Origin of the sequence: Paenibacillus sp. cl141a, assembly GCF_900109305.1 — a bacterium.
GTDB lineage: Bacteria > Bacillota > Bacilli > Paenibacillales > Paenibacillaceae > Paenibacillus_AQ > Paenibacillus_AQ lautus_A.
Genome location: NZ_FNZO01000007.1, coordinates 35,872 through 61,133, shown reverse-complemented (window position 1 = coordinate 61,133; position 25,262 = coordinate 35,872). Strand labels below are relative to the sequence as shown.

At 47.3% G+C, this 25,262-nt stretch carries 16 protein-coding genes and 2 pseudogenes; 2 read left to right on the top strand and 16 right to left on the bottom strand.

Features of this window, described 5'->3' with window-relative positions:
* Window positions 1-72: 72 nt before the first annotated feature.
* Together BMX45_RS32265 and BMX45_RS19345 are read right to left on the bottom strand one after the other, a co-directional pair.
* Window positions 73-316, bottom strand: a pseudogene (locus BMX45_RS32265) (IS3 family transposase); the annotation flags it as partial.
* Window positions 317-604: 288 nt separating this feature from the next.
* A complete protein-coding gene (locus BMX45_RS19345) occupies window positions 605-994 on the bottom strand; it encodes a VOC family protein (protein ID WP_090911286.1) in 390 nt (129 codons plus the stop codon).
* 1,256 nt (window positions 995-2,250) lie between these two features.
* Here BMX45_RS19345 and BMX45_RS31865 point away from each other — a divergent pair.
* Window positions 2,251-2,367 (top strand): annotated as a pseudogene (locus BMX45_RS31865) (aldo/keto reductase); the annotation flags it as partial.
* A gap of 79 nt (window positions 2,368-2,446) precedes the next feature.
* Here the strand turns inward: BMX45_RS31865 and BMX45_RS19330 are convergent.
* The 4 genes from BMX45_RS19330 to BMX45_RS19315 all read right to left on the bottom strand — a co-directional run bounded on the left by BMX45_RS19330 (window position 2,447) and on the right by BMX45_RS19315 (window position 7,423).
* On the bottom strand, window positions 2,447-4,741 hold the full coding sequence (locus BMX45_RS19330) for a preprotein translocase subunit SecA (protein ID WP_090911088.1): 2,295 nt from the start codon (window positions 4,739-4,741) through the stop codon (window positions 2,447-2,449).
* Window positions 4,742-4,755: 14 nt separating this feature from the next.
* A complete protein-coding gene (locus BMX45_RS19325; RefSeq protein WP_090911087.1) occupies window positions 4,756-5,466 on the bottom strand; it encodes an ABC transporter permease in 711 nt (236 codons plus the stop codon).
* Window positions 5,463-6,308 (bottom strand): ABC transporter ATP-binding protein, encoded by an 846-nt coding sequence (locus BMX45_RS19320; protein ID WP_090911086.1) that lies wholly within the window; start codon window positions 6,306-6,308, stop codon window positions 5,463-5,465. The genes BMX45_RS19325 and BMX45_RS19320 overlap by 4 nt, the downstream gene beginning before the upstream one ends.
* Window positions 6,309-6,487: 179 nt before the next feature.
* The gene (locus BMX45_RS19315) at window positions 6,488-7,423 is read right to left on the bottom strand and encodes a LytTR family transcriptional regulator DNA-binding domain-containing protein (protein ID WP_090911085.1); all 936 of its coding nucleotides are present in this window, start codon (window positions 7,421-7,423) and stop codon (window positions 6,488-6,490) included.
* Window positions 7,424-7,800: 377 nt separating this feature from the next.
* Between BMX45_RS19315 and BMX45_RS19310 the strand changes: the two genes are divergently transcribed.
* Window positions 7,801-9,162, top strand: a complete 1,362-nt coding sequence (locus BMX45_RS19310; protein ID WP_090911084.1) for a DJ-1/PfpI family protein — start codon at window positions 7,801-7,803, stop codon at window positions 9,160-9,162.
* A gap of 574 nt (window positions 9,163-9,736) precedes the next feature.
* Here BMX45_RS19310 and BMX45_RS19305 read toward each other — a convergent pair.
* From BMX45_RS19305 to BMX45_RS19260, 10 genes are all read right to left on the bottom strand, one after another.
* Window positions 9,737-11,161: a glycoside hydrolase family 32 protein gene (locus BMX45_RS19305; protein WP_090911083.1), complete on the bottom strand. Its 1,425-nt coding sequence runs from the start codon at window positions 11,159-11,161 to the stop codon at window positions 9,737-9,739.
* Between the two features lie 2 nt (window positions 11,162-11,163).
* Window positions 11,164-12,819 (bottom strand): glycoside hydrolase family 172 protein, encoded by a 1,656-nt coding sequence (locus tag BMX45_RS19300; protein WP_090911082.1) that lies wholly within the window; start codon window positions 12,817-12,819, stop codon window positions 11,164-11,166.
* 17 nt (window positions 12,820-12,836) lie between these two features.
* Complete coding sequence (locus tag BMX45_RS19295; protein WP_090911081.1) at window positions 12,837-15,116, bottom strand: GH32 C-terminal domain-containing protein; 2,280 nt, start codon at window positions 15,114-15,116, stop codon at window positions 12,837-12,839.
* Window positions 15,113-17,578, bottom strand: a complete 2,466-nt coding sequence (locus tag BMX45_RS19290) for a PfkB family carbohydrate kinase (RefSeq protein ID WP_090911080.1) — start codon at window positions 17,576-17,578, stop codon at window positions 15,113-15,115. The genes BMX45_RS19295 and BMX45_RS19290 overlap by 4 nt, the downstream gene beginning before the upstream one ends.
* Window positions 17,579-17,606: 28 nt before the next feature.
* Window positions 17,607-19,223 (bottom strand): ABC transporter substrate-binding protein, encoded by a 1,617-nt coding sequence (locus BMX45_RS19285; protein ID WP_090911079.1) that lies wholly within the window; start codon window positions 19,221-19,223, stop codon window positions 17,607-17,609.
* A gap of 126 nt (window positions 19,224-19,349) precedes the next feature.
* Entirely contained in the window at window positions 19,350-20,246 is an 897-nt protein-coding gene (locus tag BMX45_RS19280) for a carbohydrate ABC transporter permease (RefSeq protein WP_090911078.1), read from the bottom strand.
* 13 nt (window positions 20,247-20,259) lie between these two features.
* Entirely contained in the window at window positions 20,260-21,216 is a 957-nt protein-coding gene (locus BMX45_RS19275; RefSeq protein ID WP_090911077.1) for an ABC transporter permease, read from the bottom strand.
* Between the two features lie 177 nt (window positions 21,217-21,393).
* Complete coding sequence (locus tag BMX45_RS19270; protein WP_090911076.1) at window positions 21,394-22,362, bottom strand: LacI family DNA-binding transcriptional regulator; 969 nt, start codon at window positions 22,360-22,362, stop codon at window positions 21,394-21,396.
* Between the two features lie 576 nt (window positions 22,363-22,938).
* A complete protein-coding gene (locus BMX45_RS19265; protein WP_090911075.1) occupies window positions 22,939-23,121 on the bottom strand; it encodes a hypothetical protein in 183 nt (60 codons plus the stop codon).
* Window positions 23,122-23,158: 37 nt separating this feature from the next.
* Window positions 23,159-25,252, bottom strand: coding sequence for an ABC transporter ATP-binding protein (locus BMX45_RS19260; protein WP_090911074.1), 2,094 nt, complete (start codon window positions 25,250-25,252; stop codon window positions 23,159-23,161).
* Window positions 25,253-25,262 lie beyond the last annotated feature (10 nt).

The following is a 25,262-nucleotide window of genomic DNA, read 5'->3' as shown; positions in this document are numbered from 1 at the left end:
GTTCCCTTAAAACTAAAAAACCGCTAATTTGGTCATAACCCTGTCAAGTAGACAGTACAAAAAAGACATGATTTAAGCTGCGACCGTTTCCCGGTATTCTACCGGGGAACGGTCGTTTAATTTATTCTGGAATCGGTTCTGGTTATAGAACAGAATGTATTCATTCACTTGCTTGTTCAACCTCCGCTTTGTTTGCTGCCTCGTTCAAGTATATTTTCTCGGTCTTTAAATGGGAGAAGAACGACTCGATACAGGCATTGTCCAGGCAATTTCCTCGTCTAGAGTAACTGCCTAACATGCCGAGTTGTTTCAGTTTACGGTTACATACTTGTACTTGAGATTTAATTTGAATACCCAAACGTTTCGCTACTTCACGTATACTCATATGTTCTTCATTGACCAGCCGGGCCGCCTCCAATTTTAACTCTAAGGAGTACCACCGGTAGGTTTGTCCTTTTTTAGCCATGAAAAAAATCCCCTTCGTTAGGCAAGATTAAGTCCATCTTAACAGATGCCTTTTTTCTCTTGTCTACTAAAAGGGGATAATACCAAATCTGCGGCCTCTAATGTTACTATATTGACACATATCATTTAACTGTGTCCATTACTCAGGTTGAAACAAGTCAAATTGATTACCATACAAATCCTCAAAACCGACTCCTTTTCCTCCTGGAACTGGAACTGGTTCTCCGTTAAACACGACGCCGCCTTCTTTCATTTCATTATAGTCTCTTTCGATGTCATCTGTTTCAAACATGATTAGGACTTGTTCAGCACTCTGTTTACCTATCAGAGCGATTTGCTCCGGTGTGTCCGCCTTTACCAGCTCAAATAAGGTTTCATTCTCCTCTCTCGGAGCGACCGTCAGATATCGCGATCCCTGTCCAAATTCCATATCCGAGCATACCTCAAAACCAAGTCTTTCCGTGTAAAATTGTTTGGCTTCCTCCTGATCTTTCACTAGAATCGTAAGTTGGGCTGCTTTAATAATCATGTCCCCATTCCCTTCCTTTCCTTCTAATTTGACTTCTAACTGCAATGAATAAATTATACATTCTATAGAAGGAATAAGATTCTTATCAATTGCGAACCTGTTCATTCTAAAAATAAATTTTCTGACCGAACATCTGACTTTGACACTACATTCTGCGATTTCCGCGAAGAAAGAAGACAACTATTCATATTATTATGAGCCATGCTGGGGCTGAATTCATTGCTGGCGACATTGCCCTCTTCCACGTAGTTATTGCGCACAACTTAGTAAGTAATACTTTTAATCAGATAGACATGACCAGCCTTGTTAATTTACGTCCACTGGCCGCCTAATTTGTTCTAAGGACAAGAACTTGTATCGATTAATTCTTCTTTTACTTCTCGAATTATTGTCTCTTTACTATTCTCTCCATACTCAACCGTTCCAACAACCGGTCGATAAAAAATCTTGTTTACGGCTTTATCATATGCTTCTTCAACTAATATTTGATCGCCTCATCGAATTAGACACAATGAAACAGTCCTAATGATCATTCAATAATTTCTTTCTATGTTTTTCTATGTATTTTAGAGACTGTCGTATAACGTCTTAATCACTACTTCGTAAATAATTCCATATGTAGGGTATTCTCTAAACTTTTGAAACTATCCTGCACGTTAGTTGTGAAGAAGCAGACGATCAAAAAGCCGGCTGCCTCTATATGTCTTCATTGAGCTATCGTTTCCCGTTAGTTTAAACTTCAATTAAGTTATTTTCGCTTGACCGCAAAAACAATTGAATCGATAATTATGCCTATTACTAACCAACCAACTATATTGATTATATAAAGTACCAATATTCCATCTAATTGACGGCCAATCGAGGTATAATTTTCAATAAACATTAAATGTGGACTAGTAAAATACAGTAGTAGGTTCTTGTCATCCTCTCCTGTAGCATTATATATGCACACTAATAAACTAAAAAGCGGTAACCAAAATCCAAATTTCTTTAGAATCATTAAACCAAAACTCCTAATGAAAAGCTCTTCTTGGTAGTATGGAAGTCGTTAAAATAGCGACTTTCACTCAGACCATGTTCTTGTCATCAGTCGGGAATGTTATCAAGTTCTTGTCATAGTGTTTTGACAAGAGCTTGATAACATAAATATAAAAAGCCGCTGATTATGCAGCTTCTAATGTTACTATGTTTTTGTCACCCGACATTTTTAAACTAAAGCTTTTATGGATTGTGTCAGTTTGCTGAAATGACTCAAAAACATGTTCGGTAACGAGGTCCTGGTCTCAATCTCAGAAAAGCACAACAGGTCCTTCGCCCAGGTCGTGTTGCGCTGGTTTGTTCAGCATGGAGTCGTTGTCACTCCAATATCGGTGTGCACTGACTCCAACAATGCCTATTTAATATAGAACCCAATTCTCCACTCTTATTATATTCTATGTACCCTCAACTCGATCAAAATTTTGACCACCCAAATACCGGCCTCAGCATCTTGCGAATCCAATAAGCGATGATCGTCCCTGGGTTCCATGAACCGCGATTCTGCAAGTATTCCATGTATTGATCGTTGATAATATAAGTCCAAGTGGAAGTAGGGCTCTTCAGCCCAAACTCTTCCCACTTCGCAGGATCATTCGAGCCTTCGAGCTTTACGAGCATTTTGGCCGACGCTCTATTTATTTTAGCGGGAATTTGCTCGTAGGCCTGGATGATTTGCGCATGAAATTCGTCGATTGGATTACGGTTAGCAAGTTTTGTCAAATGGATGCTTTCGCGAATGTAAGAAACGTATGCCAGATGCTCAGCCCAGAACTTGTCGATATAATAAAGCCGTACCCGCTGCTCCGAAGGGCTCATCTTTGTCTCGCCTTTCAAAATTCGGAGACGTTCCTCGTATAAAATACGCCTCTGTTCCTCCACCATATCCGAATAACCGTTCAGTTCCTGGCGGATATGGAAGTTTTGGCCCATCATAACGCGCTGAATATGCGTAATTTTGCTGTAGAGCACCGACTCTTCGAGTGCTTCTTCCTGCCTAAGACCGCGATATTTAGGCGGAATCGCTTTATCGATGCCGAACTGAAGGATTAAATCGTCCTCCAAGCTTACGAAAAATACGGAAGCTCCCGGGTCGCCTTGGCGGCCGGATCGTCCACGCAGTTGGTTGTCGATCCGCACGCTTTCGTGCAAATGCGTACCAATCACGTACAACCCGCCTAACTTGGCGACAACTTCTGCTTGCGTAGGATTGCCGCCGCCGAGCCGAATGTCTACGCCGCGTCCTGCCATATTCGTAGACACCGTTACGGCACCGATTTCTCCAGCTTTGGCGATGATCTCAGCTTCTTTTGCATCGTTTTTCGCATTCAGAACATGGCAAGGTACGACGGCAGCCGCTAGTGCCTTCGCCAGCATGTCAGACTCCCTAACGCTCGACGTACCAATGAGAATTGGGCGTCCCGCCCTATGGGCGGACGATATTTCTTGTACAAGTGCCTTAAGTTTGGCTTCTTTATGTGTATAAATCCGGTGCGGATGGTCGATCCGTATGTTTGGCCGGTTCGGCGGAATTTGCGTGACCTGCAGCGCATAAATATTTTCGAATTCCATTGCGGAAGCGTGCGCGGTAGCCGTCATTCCGCAAATCTTCGGATATAAGCTAAGGAAGTGTTGAAGGGTAATCGTACTGAGAATTTTCCCGCCGGTTAAGGACTGCAGCCCTTCTTTGGCCGCAAGCGCGGATTGCAGTCCGTCCGGCAAATGCCTGTTCTCCGCCACGCGGCCGGTATATTCGTCGATCAGCTCGATTTTACCGTCCTTGACGATATAATCGACGTCTTTTATTAATAACGATTCCGCATGCAGGGCGCAATTTAATGACGATAACAAATGACTATTATGGCTTTCGTACAAATTGCCGCATCCCAGTAGTGATTCCGCTTTCGCAGAGCCCGCTTCATTCAAATAAACATTCCGCTTGAACTCGTCGAAGTCGTAATGTTTATCTTGCTCAAGCTGCCTAGCCACTTCTGCGAAACGAATGCCATTGTTCTTGGAAGATTCCGGATCGCCGGCGATGACCAGCGGCACCCGCGCTTCGTCTAGAAGCAGTGAATCCGCTTCGTCGACGATGACGTAGTGGAAAGGACGATGCACGGTATCGGCTGGGTCCAGTGCGATCGTGTCGCGCAAATAATCGAATCCCGCCTCTTTGGCCGTAACATAGGTTATGTCCGCGGCGTACGCTTCCCGTTTCTCTGACAGACTCATGCCCGCTTGAACGGATTTTACCGTTAACCCGAGGAAACGATAGATTGGGCCCATCCACTCCGCATCTCGATGTGCCAAATAATCGTTAAACGTCAGCACGTGAACGCCTTCGCCGGTTAGTGCATTTAGATAAGCAGGCATAACCGCAGAGAGCGTTTTTCCTTCGCCGGTATGCTGCTCGATCAAGAGTCCCTCGTGCAGAGCAACGGCAGCCATGATCTGGACATCGTATGGCTTTAATCCGAGCGTTCGCTTCGCTGCCTCGCAGACTAGCGCATAGGCATCGACAAGCAACTCGCCCAAAGGCGTACCCGATTTTGCTTCCTTTTTTAGCCGAAGAGATTCCGCTTGCAGCTGCTTATCGTCCCATGCTTCCAAATTCCGTTTCCTGATGATCTCCGCTTTCTCCCGATAGCCTTTCACCTTATGCCGGGTTTCGCGGTCTTTGAATACTTGCATTAGCTTGACGGCTAAATTCATCAATTTGCTCCCTCCTACTCATCCTTTAACCGTCGTTGATACAAAGCAACCGACACAATCGTTAATACTATTGTCCATGCCAAAATAATGAGGAGAGGTTTTAATAAATTTTCCATCGTAAAGCCTATATTTTGTATATCCAGCAATCTTACAAGTTGAACGCTTGGTGCATACTCCAGCACTTTGAAGATCGGAAAATCATCCGCCAGCAACACTCCCCATGGTGCCCCAGTGAATACAAGCGCCACAGGTATTATCGATAATGAGGCTTCAAGCAGCGTCTTGGAAAATAAACCGCATATCGTCCCGGCGGCTGTGTACAAAATTATCGAAAAGATGACGGCTGCTACAAATGCCCATATACTAGCTGGTTCATAGCCCAATATATACACGCCAATAGCCAGAGCGACAACGGACACTATAAAGACTAAAGTGCTTTTACCGATTAACACATCCATGGTCGTGGCAGGAGTCATCATTAAGGATCGTAAAGTGTTTCGCTCCTTTTCTTCCGCAATCAAGCATGCTTGTACTAAACACGTCAATAACACAAACGAAGTATTTAGGAGAAATCCGATAGCTCCAGGCAAAGACGGGCCTGCACTTCGAAAAAGAAACGCGAAAAGAATTGGAACAATCACACTAAAGGAGATCGCATAATTGCGTGAAAACTCTTTGTAATCCTTCACAAATATCGCTCGAGCACGTTTTAATGAGATACTCATAGTAACTCACTTCCTGTCATTTTAATAAAGATATCACCTAGACTTGGCTCTTTCGTTTCTATTCGCTCAATTAACCCTAGTTTCATCCAATCGGCGATTTGAACGGCCGTCCCCTCATCGATCGGGAGCTCGTAGGCTTCCCCATTAATTAAATCAACGCACACTACGTTTTCCCGATGCTGTTTTTTAAGTTCCCTGGGTAAGCCGATGGTTTGGATTTGTCCTTGATACAGAATCGCTACACGGTTACATAGCAATTCCGCCTCAGCCATATCATGCGTCGTTAAAAAAATCGTTGTCCCTTTCTCGTTTAAGCAGCGTAAGCCCTTATAAATATGAGCCGAGTTTACTGGATCCAAAGCCGAAGTAGGCTCATCCAAAAATAATAATTCCGGCTCATGGATCACCGCGCATGCCAACAAGACACGCTGGCGCATCCCTTTCGATAGGCGGTTGACTTTCTTTTTTCGCTCTCCGCTTAAGTTCACAAACTGCAGTACCTTATCGATCGAAGATTTAGGAAGATCATATAACTGACGATACAGCTCCAGATTTTCCTCAATCGATAATCTCTCGTATAGACCGCTGTTATCCGTCAAAATGCCAAAGCGCATCTTCAGTGCAGACTGCTGCATCATCTCCGTCGGCTGGTTAAATACGCTGGCCTGTCCGCTTGTCGGGTTTAATTGCGCCGTTAAAATTTTGATTAATGTCGTTTTACCCGAACCGCTCGGACCCAGGAAACCAAAAATTTCCCCTTTCGGAATAGAAAAGGACACGTCCGATAAAGCATCTTTGTTTCCAAATCGCTTTCGAATATGCTCGACTTGGATCACATCCATGAACACCACTTCCTTAGCGTTGATTGCCTTAAGCATATAAATATCACATGCTCTCAGCCATCAAAACTCGCCGAAATGTAGCTATTTTAGCCTGAATGGTACCCTGGAATGCTTGATGGGTTCGATATTGCCCCGGAAATGGCATAGGCTTACGAAGTTATGTTTGCTTCGCAAACATATTAAATCTGAAGAAGCGCTTTTAATTCCTGCAATTTTGATCGGGATAACGGAACCACGGCATCTTTGCCCGTATTTAATCGCAAGCTGTAGCTATTCTTTGTCCATGTAATAATCTCTCTTACTTTTTGCAGATTAACGATGTAGGATCGATGGCACCTATAAAATCCATAATTTAACAATCTCTGTTCGAGTTCGGTTAGCGTCAATGCACAGACATAATTTTCTCCAGCTACATGTACAAGGATCGAGCCGTCTACACTTTCTATGTAATCGACTTCAGGCGGATCAAATAAAATCACTTTGTCATTTCTTTTCGTATAAATCTTCTGCAGGGTGATATTGGCCCGATCTTGTTCCTGCGCTTCCTGCTTATCCTCTTCCGAGTCCCGAATATCCAAGGGATGAAATCCGAGCTCGTTCAAGCGATAAATGGCATCGCAGGAAATCATGGCATCCTCTAAATTCGAGGTTAAAATTAAAATCTGCTTTTCTTTCGAAAGCTCATCCAAAATCCGTTTAAAATGACGACGCTCTTCTTCTTCCAAATAAAAATAAGGTTCCTCCAACACAATTGTAGGCTGATGTGCAAAAAAGACACGCAGCAATGTCACATACATCCTTTTCGATGAACTTAAACCTTTGATTTTTACCTTCCGTTCTTCTTTTAAAGCAAAATAATCCATTAACAAAGCGACGCGATCATTCCTCTCCGTCACATTGATTAGAAAAGCGATCAGCTCTCCCACCGTCAAATGCATATACTCGTTTTGCCCTGCTCGAAATAAATAATATTGGGAATGATCTTTTAATTGATTCATTAAAAGCTGCTTTCGCTTCAAGTCCGTTATAATGCCAATCGATTGGTTCAATGTCATATTTATATTGATCTTCGGTAGAAGTAATTTTCCATCATCATAGATTGGTTGAAATTGCATGCCGTCCTCCCGGTAAGTGTCTCAATAGGATATGTATAACAATTATAAGGTTGAGAAACTATTTTGTCAGTTTCTATTAAAAGAGAGCTGAAAGAAGTAATTGACCATGACGTGAATCAGAGTATATAGAGCTAATATTATCAAAGCAGCCGATCACATTGATCAGCTGAATAGCCCTTTTGAGTAATATTCAGAAAAGGTCTGGTCAGCTATTATGATAATGTAACGACATGCGTTACCCGGATATAAACTCTGCCTGGACCTAAGTCGGGGAAAATAACCGTCTTCGGATGGTTTTTCAATTTTTCTTTTCTTGATACCCTTTAATCGGGAAAGTTAATAACAAATATTTACTTACTGATTAAAGGAGAGAGAAAATGAAAAAAGTATGGCGTTTCGTTGTATATGCATGCGTGACGATTCTCGTAGTAGGAGGAACCGGAGCGGTCGGTTACATGCGTACGATGCAGGAGTCAATGTCGGTTTACGATAAGCCGGTTCCTACTTCTTTACAAAGCGTCCAAGCTGCCGCCTATGATTCGAAAAAGCCCACAGTAGCCGTGATGTTGGCGAATGAAGTGACCGAGGTGTTCGATTTCCTTGTACCTTACGAAATGTTCTCCATGACAGGCTCATACAATGTGTTTGCGGCTGCGCCCGACAAAAACGTCAAATCGTTGACAGGCGGACTTGATATCGTACCCCATTATACTTTTGATGAATTAGATCAATTGACGAGTAGAGGTCCGGATATTATCGTCATCCCTTTCATGCCGATTTTGGATGAAGCGAAATACAAGCCTGTCCGCGATTGGATAAGGAAGCACTCGGGCAAAGAAACGACATTACTGTCCATCTGCAATGGTGCCGAGAATTTGGCCGATACCGGCCTGCTGGATGGAAAATCTGCAGCAACGCACTGGGGAGATATCGGCAGGTTAGAAAAGAAATATAGCGAGGTAACTTGGAAGAGAGACCAGCGTTATGTGGCTGACAGCAATTTGGTCTCGTCTGCCGGGTTGACATCGGGGATCGATGCATCCCTGTACGTCATCTCCCAGCAAATGGGTGAGCCGACTGCTGAGAAAGTGGCGAAGGATATGAATTACCCTTCCTACCATTTTGTTCAACATCCGCAAATGAAGCCTTTCACAGCCGGATTGAGCGATGTCGTATATATTCTGAACAACGCCTTTCAATGGAGCAAGAAAAAAGACGGGATCCTACTGTATGACGGTGCCGACGAACTCATGTTATCCTCAGCTTTTGACACTTATGGGGCTTCCGGAACGACGACAACAATAACGGTATCAAGTAAACGCGAACCGGTCGTGACCCGGTATGGTCTCGATCTCATCGCCCGATATCAAATTGCAGATGCTCCGAAGCTCGACAGAATGATTTTCGTAGGCCCGAACGTAAAGACGGTCGCTGCGGGCGATATTCGAAACTGGAACGAAGACGGTGGAGAGGCTGAACAGCTTTACCTGCACACCGATTCGCCCGAGCGGTTCGCGATGGAACCAGCGTTTGAAGATCTGGCAAGGCAGGAAGATGTCCGGACCGCCGAATTCGCCGCTAAGCGGCTCGAGTACCGTGCCACGAGCCACTTGAAACTTGAAGGAGCGCCATTTTCATATGAAGCGTTCGGCATACCGATCGGTGTCGGCATGGTGACTCTGTTCGTTCTTTATTTAGCAGACAGACGTTTTGTAAGAAGAAAGAAACTTTCCGCATAAATTGGGATGCAAAAGAAGCATTTAAGACGTCGGGTCTGAATGCTTCTTTTGCGTTAGAGAGATTTGTTTTAATTAAACTATCCTGCCCTTTAGCTTAATGAGTTTGCAGGGAAACATAGTTAGGTACTTATCTAATCGGTAATTGGCTCTTGTTCTTGTCCCCCGACATCACTACCCAGATTAAATTGTAGTGACCACAGTCCCCAGAATCATTGTTTTTCCTCCATAAGATTTCGAATTCTTGGATAGAAGATATTCGATGGTTCATTCCGTTACCCTGCCCGTTAGTTTAATAAAAGGGCGTCTGCCGCCGTCGATGAAATCATATCGGGAATGTAACCATGTTCTTGTCATCCGTCGGGAATGTTATCAAGTTCTTGTCATTGTGTTTGACAAGAACTTGATAACACAAATATAAAAAGCCGCATAATTAGCGGCTTCTAATGTTACTATGTTTTTGTCACCCAACACTTCTTGCTTCTTTATGGATTGTGCGATAAAAAGTTGCCTTGTTGTGAACATTTGCATGACACGAGCAGAGAACGATGAGGTCCCCTGCTCGGCTTTTTTTATACTATCCTCTGGTCTCGATTTTAACATCGCTGAATTGTGCACTGCCCTGACTGACAAACAAGCCAAGCTTTCCTCGAAGGATATCATACATTCTGGCACTCATCGCTATGTTCTCATCCACGTAAATTTCGCAAATCGATCCATCCATAAACACTTTGATTTCGTAGGAACGATCGGAAATAAGCTCAATTGGACGTTCCAGCTCTACCTCATACGGAAACGTCTTTCCTCCCTCTTCCGACTGCATAATCTGCCCCCGGAAGGTAAGGCGATTCCGTTGCGGTTCGAGCGTGACATAATAGGCCGTATCCAAGGTGTTTTCTGTTCGAAGCATGAACCCAAGTCCTTGTGTATGCTCGGAGAATGAAACACGCGCGGATATCTTGCATTGATCCGGGAGATCCTCCCGGGTCGTGCAGCCGGCAAATCCATACGGTGCCTCGCAGGAGAGCGAGCCATCTGAATCGTGCCACGCTCCCTCAACAAGGTTAAAACGCACGGGCATCGGTTCTTTGAATGCAGCATCGACCGTTTCCGGCACTTTGACTCCGAGGGTGCCATCCGGACGCTGCACGATCTCATGCACGATCAGATTCCCGCCCCAATCCCAAGTGTCGTAATCCTTGCCAAGGGACTTCGGTGGATTCCACCCGAATAAATCGTCGTTTTTTGTCGGATTCCAACCGAACAGGTAACGCTTCTGTCCGTCAGCCACGGATTTGGCCGCATAGAAGGCCCTTCCGTCAAAAGTATCCTCCATCGGGGTAATCCAAGGGCCATTCAGGCTTCGGCTCATTCGGTAAAATGTTGCAAATCTTCCCGTATAAGAGGAGTAGATCAAATACCACCAATCCCCAATTCGGAACAAATCGGGGCATTCGTGAGCCCCCACGTGCAGATTCGGCGCGTACAGGGGTTCGCGGTACTCCCAGGTTTTCAGATCCTTGGATGACAGCAGCGCGGTGCAGCCTTTTCGATTGGTCGGCCCTTTCGCCATCGCCGCAAGCAGCATCCAATATTGGCCTTCTTCTTCATTCCAGAACACGAAGGGATCGCGCCAATCGGAAAGCTCATAGATGCGGTCGTCAGCTGCAAAGGTATCCTCGGGAATGGGCTCCCAGGTCTTCAAGTCGCTGCTGATCGCATGGCATACCAGCTGCTTGCCCGGTGGGAATATGCAATAGAACATATGGTAGATACCGTCCACTTTCAGAATATGACCGGTGCCGCCTTCAATCTTACAGGGTCCTTCTTCCCGATAATTGACGAAGTCCTTCGTTCCAACAAGATACCAGCCGTGATCAAGGCCTTCCCGGTAGTTATCCCGCCAGCCGTGCAGATAGAACAGCTTAAACTCCCCATCTTCATAATAGGGAATCACGTCCCCTACCCAGGCGTTCTCCGGTCGATAGAAAAATTCCTTCATCTTCATCCCTCCCGATGGTTTAAGTGGCTTAATCGTTCATACAAGGAAACGGGCATGTACGCATCGCTTGTACCCCGCTCCTGATACCAGTAAACGGTGGCGGCATACACACATTGGTTATTGGCGCCCCAATGATTCCCCTTATATTTCTCGATAAATCCCTCAAATGAGTTCATGAAGGGAATATTGTCGCAAATATGAAATCGATTGACTGAGGTATGACCGTTCGCATCGAGTTCGATGAAAGGCTGGCTGGCGAAGGCACTGTCAAACATCGGGAAGGGCGGCTCGGCCGCCCATGCATAGCCGATATAATCCTCGCTGCCCGTTCCGAACGTTGAGGGAAAGGATTCGCCATCCACGAAAAACTTCTCGTCCCCTTCTCCCCACCACCAGTCAATCGTTTTTCGATCCCAAAGCCCGTACCACCAGTCGTCGGCTTCCTCATCCGGCTTCTCCCAGCTATTGTACACATGCAGATGAACGCCGCAGAACCTTCCCAGGCCTCTCGTCAGCAGCAAAGGCCAATCCGGCCAGCGGTCTCCGCCTTCCTTGAAGCGCTCCGCATCCAGATCCAGATAATCATCCCGATGCCATTTGGAATGAAAACGCAGGAGGTTGTCCGCATGAGACTTGGATAGAGGAGTATACAAGATCTCCGCCGAAATCTCGCATGCCTCCCTCCCGTCATTTTCAATTTCAATCCTCGCCCCTTCCGAGAACGGCATGTACCAATAACTGTACATTTCATGTTCATTCATGCCGAGAGGCAGAGAGCGGTACGGCTTGATCCCGGGCGCACTGCCAAAAAAATCGCCCAACGGAGCCCATACGGAAGGTGTTTCTTCATTGTCCCATTTCATCAAGATAGCTAATTGCCTAGCCATGATGCGCTGCTGTTCCTCGCTATTTCGCCCAAGGTCTGTCCTCATCCGGATCATGGAAATAGCACCGGCTCCTTGTTTATCCATAAGCAACACTTTACCACCTGCCGGTACGGAAACCGTAACCCTCTCGGCAGAGGACTCTTCCGTTTTCATAAATGAGTACGTTCCTCTTTGCTGTAAAACCCGGTCTGCTTCAGCCAGTGCAATAGCCGATTCCTTGTCGATGCTGCCATTAAAGGAAGGCAGTTGGACTCCGGCAGGGAAGGTGGTGTAGGTTATGTGATAGTAAGCCCCCCAACCTTGATCCAACAGCACCTTGCAGTGTTTTTGAAACGGGATGGGGATGAAGCAGTTTCTTCCGCGGGACAATGTTGGCGACAGATTCGGAAAATTGGATGGCGGCCCTTCCTGATTGAACTTTTCAAAATAATCCCGGAAAGGCTGATCAATCACGGGGGTATCGGCATGATCAATATAAACCCGGATATGTCCATCCTCGGGAAGCGCGGACCAGAATCTCCAAATGACACCGGGGCCGTCCAGTTCCATGGCGACGATGCTGTCGCCTTCCTTACGAATGAAACCTCCTCCGTCATCATTGGCGCTCCAATTCTCGTATAAGCCCGTCTCGGCATTATAAATGGAGCTCCGGTCAAAGCTTGAGAAACATCCCGATTTCTCGCCGGCCTGCGGCGGTACAGCAAGCGATTCAAGATCATACAATCGTTTCACGAGGTCTTGATACGTATAAGCCTGCACCGTTTGATTCATATCAAATGTCTCCTCTCTTACCAAATGGGCTTCATATCCCATACTTCCATCGATTTGACCGTCAGACTGCCGTCTCCCCAAATCTCAAGTCCCAAAGCATCCTTACGGCTCGGATATACCCGGGTCGTCAGGCTTTTCAATCCGTTAACATAGGCTTCGACCATAGAGCGGTCCAAATAAATGTGAAGTTTTAGATTCTCCCCAAGGAGATCCACTTGGCCGCCCTGAATTCCTCCGCACTTTTCTCGCGGGTGAAGTGTGGTTTTGGTTCGATCGACAGAGAACGTGGAGTGGTTCATATCATAGAACAGCAGGGTCTCTTCTACTCCATCCGGCGTGCGCCGGATCTTGAGTCCGAATTGTTTGGCGCTTCCCGGCTCCATTTCCAATTGGATCTCAAGCATATCGCCTTGAACAGCCTGAAGCCGTTCATTAGCCTCTGCCAATGATCTGTCCCGGAGTGATAGCCTTCTGGAGCCCCGCAGCGATTGAAGCTCCTGAATCGGCTCAATACCCAAACGATCATCTTCCCTTAAATACACGCTTAGCGGCAAACCCGCGTTATGAGCCCAACCCGATTGATATTCCAGTTCGAGCGTCCGGTCGCCTTGGGCAATCGTAAATATGATTTTTCTGCCGGTCTTCGGATCAACCATTCCGCTCGGGCCGGTAAAATGGAAATCACCAACGTCAATCAATTGCGGTTCCTCTTGATCCGGAATGAATGATAGATTTTGCTTGTCAAGCTGCCCGATCCAATAGAATACCTCGACATCCGCTCCCTGTCCCACGGGGCTGACCAGCAAAAGATGTTTGTCTAGGCCCTGCTTGTCGCTGCCGAGCGGAAGAAGCACGGGAAGCTCCCAGATGGGGCCAAGATAAGGAAACTTTTGAATATCCGCTTGAAACAACGGCCCTTTGTATGTCCAATTCAGCATATCCTGAGACGCAAAAGCCAACGCTGCGCCACCTTCGCCTTCGATGCCGGACCCGACCAAAGCAAACCATCCGTCCTCATCCTTCCACACGAACGGATCCCGGAAATCCCCGAATGCGCCCATGCCCTTCTTCTGTACGATGAGCGGCACCGGATGCTTGACCCAATGAACCAAATCCCGATCTCCATCCCGGGAATAGGTGCTTCGTGCAAGCGCCACGCTCTGATTCGGCGAAGCACTGTCATTACCCGCCGTAAAGAACAAGACAGGATGGCCGTCTGCATCATAGGTCGCGCTTCCCGACCAGACCCCATCCGGTGCGAGCTGATCCTTTTCAGGGGCTAATGCCACAGGAAGATCACGCCAATGCACCAGGTCCTCGCTTACCCAATGTCCCCAGTGAATGTGGTAAAAAAATGGCCCGAGTGGGTTATGTTGATAGAATAGGTGGTAAAGACCATCAAAATAGATCGGCGCGTGGGGTTCGTTCATCCAATGCGCAGGCGGGCTGGCATGATACTGCGGTCGGTGTCGATCCATAAGCAAGGGCGTCCGATCCAGCTTGATCTCATCATATGCTAATTGTGGATAGACTCCTCCGCAGGCATCATTCAATACTTGCTGATAAATTTCGGAAATCTCCTCCGCATTCAAAGCGCGATTATAAATCTTGAGTTCATCCATGATACCGCTAAACATATGAAGACTAAACACTCCTGCCCATTTGCTGCTGTGGTTATTTTTGCCAATGAGCAGTTCCGTGTCCACCGCTTCAGCCAAACGGGAATGACGGGGCAGCTCAACCGAAGCGATTTCGCTGCCGTTTAAATACAATTTCATGTCACCCTGATTTCCATCGAACACAGCATTTATATAAGACCATTGGTTTTTGGGCAGTTCAAGACCGTCCGGCGACCAAAGTTCTTTCCAGTCTCCTCCTTCCAGCCCGACTTGGAAGGACCAGGTGCCATGACGAAACATGCCCAGCAGATAACCTTGTCGGCGATCCATGTTGTAGCGGTTCACGATGGCTGACAGCTTACCTTCAAAGCCCCATTCATAGGAATGGGGAGCCACCCATACTCCGATGCTCAGTGCTGACCGATATTCGGTCTTCCGGTTCGCATCTCCCTCTTTAAATCGATGGGCAATGTAGGTCGAGTAACCATCGAACAGCAGCCCGTTGCCCATGACTCCCCGTCTCCACTGCGGATCGAAGGATTCCGTAAACTCGGCTTGATTCAATACATACTGAATCTCATCCCGTACTTGAGATATGCTCTCCTCCGCATTGGTTCCGGTTCCTTCATCGAATGGCCAATACATCATCAGTCCCTGATTGTCGGATGTTTGGCTCACGCTTCATCCCTCCCTGATGTCTTTCCTATGTTGTTATTGGAAGTTTGAATAGACTGAAGTGCATGGATATGGAGCGAGTTCAGCACAACCTGCCCTGATTCCGTACTGATGGAAATCTCATTCACCGGGGCATCCGGGAAAATTTGATCCGTGAGAGCAACCAGCCCTTCATTCGCATACACTTCAACCGCATTGCGATCCAGCCAGATACGCAGCCTGATTTTCCCGTTATTCGGAACCAATCTGGCGCCATGCTTACACGCAAACGACGCGTGAAAATCCGTCATGCCTGATTTGGAACGGTCGATGAATAGCCATTGGCGTACAGGATTATATCCGATTGAAGTCTCACTTTGCCCGGACGATTGCATTTTGATATAAACCTCCCCAGCGGATTGAATATCGATGTCCGCTTCGATTTCCAGCAAGTCATCCTTCGTCTTCAGCAAGTAAGGTGACTCAGGTGCAACCGTGAGTTTATTCCAGTTCTTCGATTCTTTTCGAAGCTGCTCGGTTTCCCGGACAGGCATTTGCGTTAACACGATGGCCTCATCCCGTTGGGTCAATGACAAAACGCGCGGCAGCGTCATTGCGCCTCTCCAGGCACCGGTAGGCGTCTCGTTGGCATATTTCCAGTTGCTCATCCATCCGATGATCACGCGCCGTCCGTCTTGCTCAGGCATATCCGACCAGGTGACCCCTGCATAATTGTCCCGACCATGGTCCAGCCACATGATATGATCAGGCGAATTGTCGTTAATGAATGTATTTCCGTCAAATTCGCCGATAAAATATTGCGTGCGTGATCCTTCCGGACAGGAAGGGCTATCCCCAATGCTGATGACAAGCACCCACTTATAACGTCCGCTGTCATCAATCGGCAATTCAAAGAGATCCGGGCACTCCCAAACACCATCATGCGAGCCTTCCTCATGGCCGAATTCCCCTGTAAGCGACCAATCACGCAAGTTTTCTGATCCATAAAACCGAACATGGTCCCCGGCGACAATGGTCATTACCCACCGCTCACTTTGTGCATGCCAGAACACTTTCGGGTCCCGGAAGTCCACCAAATCAGGATCAGCAAGAACCGGGTTTCCCTCATACTTGTTCCAGGTTCTGCCTTTATCGCTGCTGTAAGCCAAGCTTTGCCGCTGGCGGGGCTGTCCGGTCTCTGGACATGTGTCCGCATGAGTAAAAATCGCAATCAATCCATGGGTGCCCGCGAAAAGTCCACTGCTGTTATTCCAGTCAACTACACAGCAGCCGGAGAATATGGCTCCGTGCTCGTCCGGGAACAGAGCGATAGGCTCATGCTGCCAGTGAATCAGATCCTGGCTTATGGCATGGCCCCAGTGCATCGGCCCCCATTGATTACTAAAGGGATGGTGCTGATAAAACAGATGATATTCTCCCTCGTAATAGACTAATCCGTTCGGATCGTTCATCCAATGGGAAGGAGGCGAAAAATGAAATCCCGGTCTAAATCTCTCATCCATCTGTTTATGTGACTCCATGATCTTATTGATTTCATCTATCGTCGGCATTGATTGAAGAGCCCCTTTCCGTGTTGTCACTAATGCTCCGCCAGCATTGGCAAAAGTCAGCATGCTGATGATTTGCTGTTTTTCTAGTTTATTTAAAGAAATATCGAATTCAAGTATTTTATATAGCAAACAGCCTAGAAAAGCGTCACCGGCCCCCGTCGTATCGACGGTATTCACTTGGAAACCCGGGACATAACCTTCATGAGCAGCCAACCGGTAATAGCAGCCTTGTTCACCTATCGTAACGACAATGAAGGCGATGCCGAATTGTTGCTGTAACATGAGTGATCCCTTTTCAACATCGGTTATACCCGTAATAAAGCAAAGCTCTTCTTCTGATATTTTCAAAATGTCTGCATGCTTCATGCCCCACAGGATATTCTGCTTCGCTTCCTCCTTACTCTCCCATAACGCAAACCGGATGTTTGGATCGAATGAAAGCAGAACTCCAGCCTCCTGAGCCATAACGACTGCCGCTCTTGTTGCTGTGCGTGCCGGCTCATGGGTCATCGACAATGAACCATAGTGCAGCACCTGGCAGTTCCTAATCCTGTCAAACGGGACATCCTCCGAGCGCAACAAAGTATCCGCTCCCGGCTGCCTGTAGAAGCTGAACGATCGGTCTCCGCTGTCATCCAAATGGACAAATGCCAGCGTTGTTTTGGCTTCATCCGTAAACGAAAGCGCACTCACGTCGACCCCGCAGCTGAGCAACGCGCCTTGCAGCAACGAACCGAAGTGATCCTTACCAACCTTGCTGATTAAAGCAGATTTGGCTCCTAAACGGGCTAGTGCGGCTGCGACGTTAGCTGGAGCCCCTCCGGGATTGCATTCTAACTGCTCGTTACCACCGTCTGAACGCCCTGCCGGAGTAAAGTCTATCAATAGTTCCCCAATGGCTATTACATCAAGCACAGTTTCTCCCCACCTGTCGTTTGATTATTTATCTATTTAGATTTGCGTAATAACGATCCAGCCCATTTTGATAGATCTCCATCAATTCGTTCAAACCCATTTTCTCCAGCGTCTTTACATAGCTGTCCCACTGTTCATCTACGCCGCCATCAACAATGAATTTTCCACGTTGGGTATTGACATATTTAATCAATTCGGGCTCAATTCTATTGATTTTGTCCAGTTCCTCCGGCTCAAAAAAGATACTCGGATAGTTTTCCTTTTCCATATAAGGATCATAATATTTCTCCAAGTCTTTTACGCGCTGCTGGGCTCTAGGCTCCAGATCAACTACTTTTCCCAAATCTTCGATCGTAATGACGCCAGGTCCACCTGCGCCCGGAGCCACTTTTTGACGGAATTCGCCTGCGGAAGTACCCTCAGGAAGCGGCAAATTCACCAGTTTCCCATTCTCGTCTTTCTCAAATACGATATCCAGCGGACCCCAGTGAATTTGAGCAGCCATGTATGGCTCATACTGCTGATCGATCCAACGCATTGTAATCTCCGGATTCTTGTTCTCTTTTGTAATCACGAAAGCGCCGCGTCCTGGACCGCCACCGTTGCCGCGACCGATTAATTGATCGCCGTTCGGTCCTTTAAGCGGAGACAGCAAAGCATAATCCTCACTTCGCTCCGGTCCGACCACCTCATCCACTTCCCACCAGATATAGGAGCCGAGCGTTTCGACAGTAGTTTTCCCTTTGGCCAGATACTGAGCCGCGTCCTGGGTGAAAGATTCAGGATCAATCAAGCCCTGCTTATACCATTTTTCATGAAAATATTTTAACGCTTCCTTGTATTCAGGCTGCGTAGCGGTAAAGATCACTTTTCCGTCGCGCACGATTCGATGTTCCATGTTATCCGGAAGTCCAAAAGCTCCGAATATGCCAGCAATATCCATACACCACTGCATGTGCATAAAGCTCAACGGAATTTCGTCGGCCTTGCCGTTGCCGTTTGGATCCTGCGTTTTAAAGGCAACTAGTGCTTCCGTATATTCATCCAGCGTCTGCGGCATTTTCAGCCCCAGGTTGTCGAGCCACTTTTTATTGATAACGTGAAAGAAGGGATTCGTTCCAAGGTTGTTCTCTTCCCACGAAGGCAGCCCGTAAATATGCCCGTCCGGTGCCGTGATCGAGGACTTGATGTCAGGCCGGCGATCTAAGAGCGCTTTCAGATTAGGCGCATATTGATCAATTAAATCTTCCAGTGGGAGGATGGTACCATCTTCACCGTAATTAACCAGCTCGTAATCGGAAAATCCAGCTCCGTAAAAAGCATCCGGTAAGTTTCCGCTGGCCAGCAGCAAATTTTTCTTCTCTGCAAAGTCGGTGTCCGGAATGTTCTCCCACTTGATCTTGACATTCGTTTCCGCTTCCAATCGCTTGAAAATTTCCATTTCCGAATACTCCGGCGCCAATGCGGCTTTCGGGGATACCATCCTTAACGATACCGGTTCATTCACAATGGGAAGACCCGTTTTGTTGAAATTCGCAGCCTGATCGGGATTTTCTGACTGGTCTTTGCTGCCGCCTGAACATCCACTCAGCACAAACGCTCCGGCCAGCATAAGAATTCCCGCTTTTTTAAATATAGATTTCATCGTACATAACCTCCCTTTAGATCGTGACACAAACTAGATAACTTTCTTTGTTCTTCTACTGGAGTGGTCTGGATGCAGATTAATCGATTCTGCTGCACATCCCCCCTTTCAAGTACCATGATCACATCATCCCTTGATCGAGCCGATCATTACGCCTTTGACAAAGTACTTCTGCAAGAAAGGATAGAGAATCAGCAGCGGCAGACTGGATACGATGATGACACCGTATTTAATCAGCTCCGTAACTCGCATCTTCGCGGCATAGGACTCCACGTCCACCATCATGCCGGAGTTCACCTGATTCTGAACGAGAATGTTGCGCAGGACGAGTTGCAGCGGATATTTACTTTCGTCATTTAAATAGATTAGAGCGTCAAAGAAACCGTTCCAGAAACCGACGACATGATACAGCACCATGACGGCTATTATGGACTTGGATAAAGGCAATACAATGCTCCAGAAAAATCGGGTGTTGGAACAACCGTCGATCGAAGCAGCTTCCCACATTTCATCCGGAATGGATGACTGGAAGAAGGTCCTTACGATTATGACATTCATGATGCCGCCGGCACCTGGGATCACAAGTGCCCAGATCGTGTTCAGCATGTGAAGATCCTTGATTAGCAAGTACGTAGGGATCAACCCGCCGCTAAAAAACATGGTGATCAATAAAAACCACATGATAACAGGTCTTCCAACCAGATCCTTACGGGCTAACGGATACGCAGCAAACACGGTAACCGCTACTCCGATCAAGGTTCCAACACCCGCGTATAACAAGGAGTTGGCATACCCGATCCAAATGGAGGAGTCGTTGAATATTCGTTCATAGCCATCAAGCGTGAAGCCCTTCGGAAATAACCATACTTCCCCCGAATAGATAAGATTGGGATCACTGAATGAGGCAATCAGCACAAAATACAGCGGAAATAAAACGATCAGCATAACTACGGTTAAGAAGAAATAGTTGATGGCGTCGAACCATGCATCTCCTCTGCTTTTTCTCTTCAATAACTGGTTCAAAGTGAATCCCCCCCTACCAAAGACTGGTTTCCGTTAATTTTTTGGCGATCCGGTTGACGGTGACAATTAGAATGATATTGATGACGGAGTTAAATAGCCCGACGGCCGTGGAAAAGCTGTACTGCGCCTTCTGAATCCCCAATTCATATACATAGGTCGGAATAATATTCGAAGTCGCATAGTTCAGATCGCTTTGCATAAGAAATGCTTTCTCGAAACCGATGCTCATGACGTTCCCCAGCGCGAGAATTAACAGAATAACAATGGTTGGCAAGATGGACGGAATGTCTACGTACCATATCCGCTTCCATTTACTTGCTCCATCCATAATCGCTGCTTCATGCAGTTCGGGATTGACCCCAGCGAGCGCAGCCAGGTATATAATCGTGGCAAAACCAGTCTCTTGCCATATGCCTGACAAAATGTACAATGGACGGAACCATCCTTCGTCAGCCATGAATAGAATGGGCTCACCACCGAACCAGGTAATGATGAGATTCACGAGTCCGCTGTTTGGCGATAAAAAAACATGGAGCATACCGACGAGTACAACGGTAGAAATAAAGTGCGGCGCATAAATGACGGTCTGGATAAATTTCTTGTATCGTTTGCCCAGCATCTGATTCAGCATGATCGCGATAATAATCGGAGCAGGGAAACTAAATACAAGCGATAGAAAACTGAGTGTTAGCGTATTTTTCATGATGGTCCAGAAGTTATAAGAATTAAAAAAATCTATAAAGTGCTGGAAACCCACCCATTCGCTGCCCCAAATACCCTGGCTCGGTGAAAAATCCTTAAATGCAATTTGTACCCCGTACATCGGATAGTACTTGAAAAGGAGATAAACCAGAATAATCGGCAGCAGGAACAGATACAGCTCATAGTTGCGTTTGACTCGACTCCAAGTTTTACGATTTTCTTTGATGAGGGGTTGTTGCCCCCCGGAATCTCGTGAAATCACCGTCATACTCCCCTTTTTCGTAAAATGATTTTATGCTATTGAAACGTTTCCAATTTAATTGAAACGTTTCCAATTTTACATAAGAAAAACGTCACCCGATGAATCCACCGGTAAAACAGCCGTGGCAGTTGATGTTTTTCCAATACTAAATTAATGGGTACAGCTTTTAATTCTGTCGAACAATCACGTCGTTTCACCTTGTCTGAACATGACCGGAAGACGATAAACTTCCCGGTCCAATGTTACACCATCGATCTTTTTGAAGAGCAGCCTGATCGTCGTACGTGCCATCTCTTCTACAGGCTGTCTGATCGTTGACAATATCGGATGGAAATACGGATGATCCTGAATCCCGTCATATCCGATGACCTTTACATCCTCCGGAACACGAATGCCCAGCCTACCTGCTCTTTCGATATACTTGGCAGCAAACATATCCGTAATGGCAAAAATGCCGTCAACGTCCCGATACTCATTAAGAAACTCACCATAATAGGCATCATCATCTACAACCGGGTCTGGCTTTTCGTAAATAACATAGTCGACCCCCATGGCTTTGGCTTCATGAATAAAACCTTCTCTCCGGTTCATAGTTTCACTGAAAACGGAAGTGACGCTTCCCATAAAAGCCGGTTTACGGGCACCCGCCTTGACAAGCTCCCTTAATGCCAGGCGCCCTCCTTCATAATTATCCGAAGTAACGCATGTAATTTTCTTGTTGAAGTGCCTGTCGATACTGACAATCGGGATGTCATTACTCACGTCATTTTCGATATCGTTATAAGTAATGCCGACAATACCTGCCACTTTGTTTTGCTGAAGCATATCAAGGTAATACAATTCCTTTTCGGGTTTGCCGCCGCTATTGCAAAGCATGAGCTTAAAACCTTCCCGATCCAACTCATCTTCAATATAATAAGCAAGCTCGGAGAAAAAGGGATGCCAGATACTCGGCAGCAACAAGGCTACCATCTTGGACTTCCGCATTTTAAAATTACGAGCAATTTCATTAGGAATATAATTCAACTCTTGTATGGCCTGCTCGACTTTTCTACGCGTTGCGGGTTTGACGGCGCCCGAATTGTTAATGACGCGGGACACAGTTCCCACAGCTACGCCAGCCAAATTGGCAACATCTTTGATACTAGACATCTAACCCCCCACTTATTCTCTCTTTTATGGAAATCATCATAACACCAAATTGGAAACGTTTCAATATTTTTTTGAAATCGCTTTTTTAATAAAATGTCACCGAAACCAAGCAACCGGGTAGTGTAGATGTATACCCACCGTCTCCGAGTTGCCTAGCCTGTCAATGATTTGATTACGGGACTGAATCTGGATGCAACCCTCGATCCCGTCGAAGAAGTTCTCCCGACAGAGTTGATATTTGGCTTACCTGCTATCTTCCGAAAACTCCTAGTCAGAATTGCTTGGTCAGCATGAAATATATGGTTTTTTAGCTGTAATTGTAATATTATCAGGATTAACATCTCCGTTGAGTGTTCACACTATCGTGCCCTATTCAAAAGATGTAACGCTGCTGTACTTTTATTTTTGTTAAGTCCGATTTTTACATGCGTTAGGTAGGTTACTACTCAGATTAATATGAATCTTCCACTGGAATCCGGATGACATTGCTATCCGGCTTTTGTTCCAACAACTGTGGCGTCTATTCCACCTTTGCCCGTTAGTTTAATGAAATTGCATGGAAACTTAGTTAGATATTTATCTAATCGGTAATCGGCTCATGTTCTTGTCCTTATCGGCAATCGAGACAAGAACTTGTACCAATAAAACAAAAAAGCCGCTAATTGCGACTTTCAAAGGGAGCATCTTCTTTTCCCTCGACACATGTATGCACCGGTTCCATTTCCATTCACTCTTTTCTTTGAAGAAATCTAACAGCATGTCTTAACCTCCCATTGGAGGAGTGCCGCCATAATTCTCACAGTGGATGATGACAGGCTGCATAATGGCCGCTCTCCAGAATTAGCAGCTGTGGCTCCTCTTCGCGGCATCGTGAGGTCGCCAGCGGGCAACGTGTATGAAATCGACAGCCGGAAGGCGGATTCGACGGAGACGGGATCTCTCCTTCTATACCGCCTGTCGGCTGGCTCCCCCCAGGGGCTCCCCGTGGTATGGAATCAATCAGCGCGCGCGTATAGGGATGGGCCGGCCTCAGAAACAGGGATTCGCTCGGCGCTATTTCCACCAGCTTCCCTAGATACATCACGCCGATCCGATCGGATAGATGACGAACGACCTGCAAGCCGTGGGCAATGAACAGATAGGTAAGCCCAAGCTTCTGCTGCAAGTCCTGCAGCAGATTCATAATCTGCGCCTGAACCGATACATCCAGGGCGGATACCGCTTCATCCGCCAGGATAAACCGCGGGTTCAACGCGATGGCCCTGGCAATGCCGATGCGCTGCCGCTGCCCCCCGGAGAATTCATGGGGATACCGCTCCGCCCACGAAGGGTCAAGCCCGACCAGGCCAAGCAGCTCATGAACGCGCTCCTGCACGGCCGATGCAGGCAGATGACGGTGTACCAAGAGCGGTTCTGCAATGCTGTCCCCGATCTTCCAGCGAGGATCAAGCGACCCATAGGGATCCTGGAATATCGTCTGCATATGGCGTCGTGCCCGGCGCAGTGCTGTGCCTCCGAGCTTCGTCAGATCCTCACCTTCGAACAAAACCCTTCCCTCCGTTGCCCGCTCCAGCTGCAGCAGCACGCGGCCCAGCGTGGATTTCCCGCTACCGGATTCACCGACCAAACCGAATGTTTCTTTTCTGCGAATCGTGAAGGTTACGTCATCCACGGCCCGGATCAGCTTCTTCCCGCCGAACCCTCCCCCCTGCACAGGATAATACTTCCGGAGATTCTCAACAGTAAACAACACGTCGGGTTCCTGATCGGGCGAGTTATCGCTGCGATTCAAATTCGTATCCATTTCCACGCCAATACCTTCGTCAGCCCCTAATGCTTCCATTGCCCCCCTTGGAATGGCCTCGGAAACAACCTCAGAATCAACCTCGGTGGCTTCCGCCAGCCAGTCCTTTCTCTGCACAAGCTCCTCCGAATGCCAGCAGGCCGTTCTCCGGCTTTCATCTCCCGACATGGAAGGCGTCTCCTGCCTGCAGCGCTCGCTAACAAAAGGGCACCGTGGATGAAAACGGCAGCCGTCCGGCAGTGCAGCCAGATTCGGAATAGACCCTTCTATCGAATGAAGCTTGGACCCTCGAACCGTATCCAGCGTGGCTACGGAACGAAGCAGCCCCCGCGTATAAGGGTGGTGGGGAAGTGTAAATAGCTCTGCAGCCGGTGCCTCTTCAACAATCTCGCCCGCATACATCACCACGATCCGGTCCGCCATATCAGCGGCGATGCCCAGATCATGCGTAATCAACAGGATGGACATGCCGAATTCCTGCTGCAGATCCTTCAGCAGGCGCAGAATCTGCGCTTGTATCGTAACATCCAGCGCGGTTGTCGGTTCGTCAGCGATCAGAAGATCCGGCCCGCAGGATAAGGCCATGGCGATCATTGCCCTTTGCAGCATCCCACCGGACAATTCCCCCGGGTACTGCTTTAAGCGCAGCTCCGGTTCGGGAATGCCAACCCGCGCAAGCAGGCTGGCGGCGCGGTCTCTCGCCTCCCGCTTGGATACTCGTTCATGCTGCAGAATTGTTTCCTCGATCTGCCGCCCAATGGTAAAGACGGGATCGAAGGCAGCCATGGGCTCCTGGAAGACCATCGCCATTTTTTTTCCGCGATAACGTCTTAGTTCGGTCTCCGTCAAGCCGGCAAGATCCGTCCCGCCAAGCCTCAGGCTTCCGCCCGTGATCCGACCGTTCTCATGATCGATCAGGCGCATGATGGCTTTGGACGTCACCGTTTTGCCACTCCCGGATTCGCCCACCAGACATACCGTTTCCCCTGCCCCTATCGAAAGCGTCACGTCCCGGATCGCATGAATCGTTCCCCGCTGGGTCCTAAAATCAACGGACAGCTGCTGAATATCCAGTAAAGTACTCATCCATGTCCTC

Bases quoted from the DNA above. Each gene is read 5' to 3' on its own strand.
- BMX45_RS19315 (WP_090911085.1), bottom strand. From the start codon at position 7,423: ATGCAATTTCAACCAATCTATGATGATGGAAAATTACTTCTACCGAAG.
- BMX45_RS19270 (WP_090911076.1), bottom strand. From the start codon at position 22,362: ATGTCTAGTATCAAAGATGTTGCCAATTTGGCTGGCGTAGCTGTGGGA.
- BMX45_RS19275 (WP_090911077.1), bottom strand. From the start codon at position 21,216: ATGACGGTGATTTCACGAGATTCCGGGGGGCAACAACCCCTCATCAAA.
- BMX45_RS19305 (WP_090911083.1), bottom strand. From the start codon at position 11,161: ATGAAGGAATTTTTCTATCGACCGGAGAACGCCTGGGTAGGGGACGTG.
- BMX45_RS19330 (WP_090911088.1), bottom strand. From the start codon at position 4,741: ATGAATTTAGCCGTCAAGCTAATGCAAGTATTCAAAGACCGCGAAACC.
- BMX45_RS19310 (WP_090911084.1), top strand. From the start codon at position 7,801: ATGAAAAAAGTATGGCGTTTCGTTGTATATGCATGCGTGACGATTCTC.
- BMX45_RS19265 (WP_090911075.1), bottom strand. From the start codon at position 23,121: ATGCTGTTAGATTTCTTCAAAGAAAAGAGTGAATGGAAATGGAACCGG.
- BMX45_RS19320 (WP_090911086.1), bottom strand. From the start codon at position 6,308: ATGGATGTGATCCAAGTCGAGCATATTCGAAAGCGATTTGGAAACAAA.
- BMX45_RS19260 (WP_090911074.1), bottom strand. From the start codon at position 25,252: ATGAGTACTTTACTGGATATTCAGCAGCTGTCCGTTGATTTTAGGACC.
- BMX45_RS19285 (WP_090911079.1), bottom strand. From the start codon at position 19,223: ATGAAATCTATATTTAAAAAAGCGGGAATTCTTATGCTGGCCGGAGCG.
- BMX45_RS19325 (WP_090911087.1), bottom strand. From the start codon at position 5,466: ATGAGTATCTCATTAAAACGTGCTCGAGCGATATTTGTGAAGGATTAC.
- BMX45_RS19345 (WP_090911286.1), bottom strand. From the start codon at position 994: ATGATTATTAAAGCAGCCCAACTTACGATTCTAGTGAAAGATCAGGAG.
- BMX45_RS19300 (WP_090911082.1), bottom strand. From the start codon at position 12,819: ATGAATCAAACGGTGCAGGCTTATACGTATCAAGACCTCGTGAAACGA.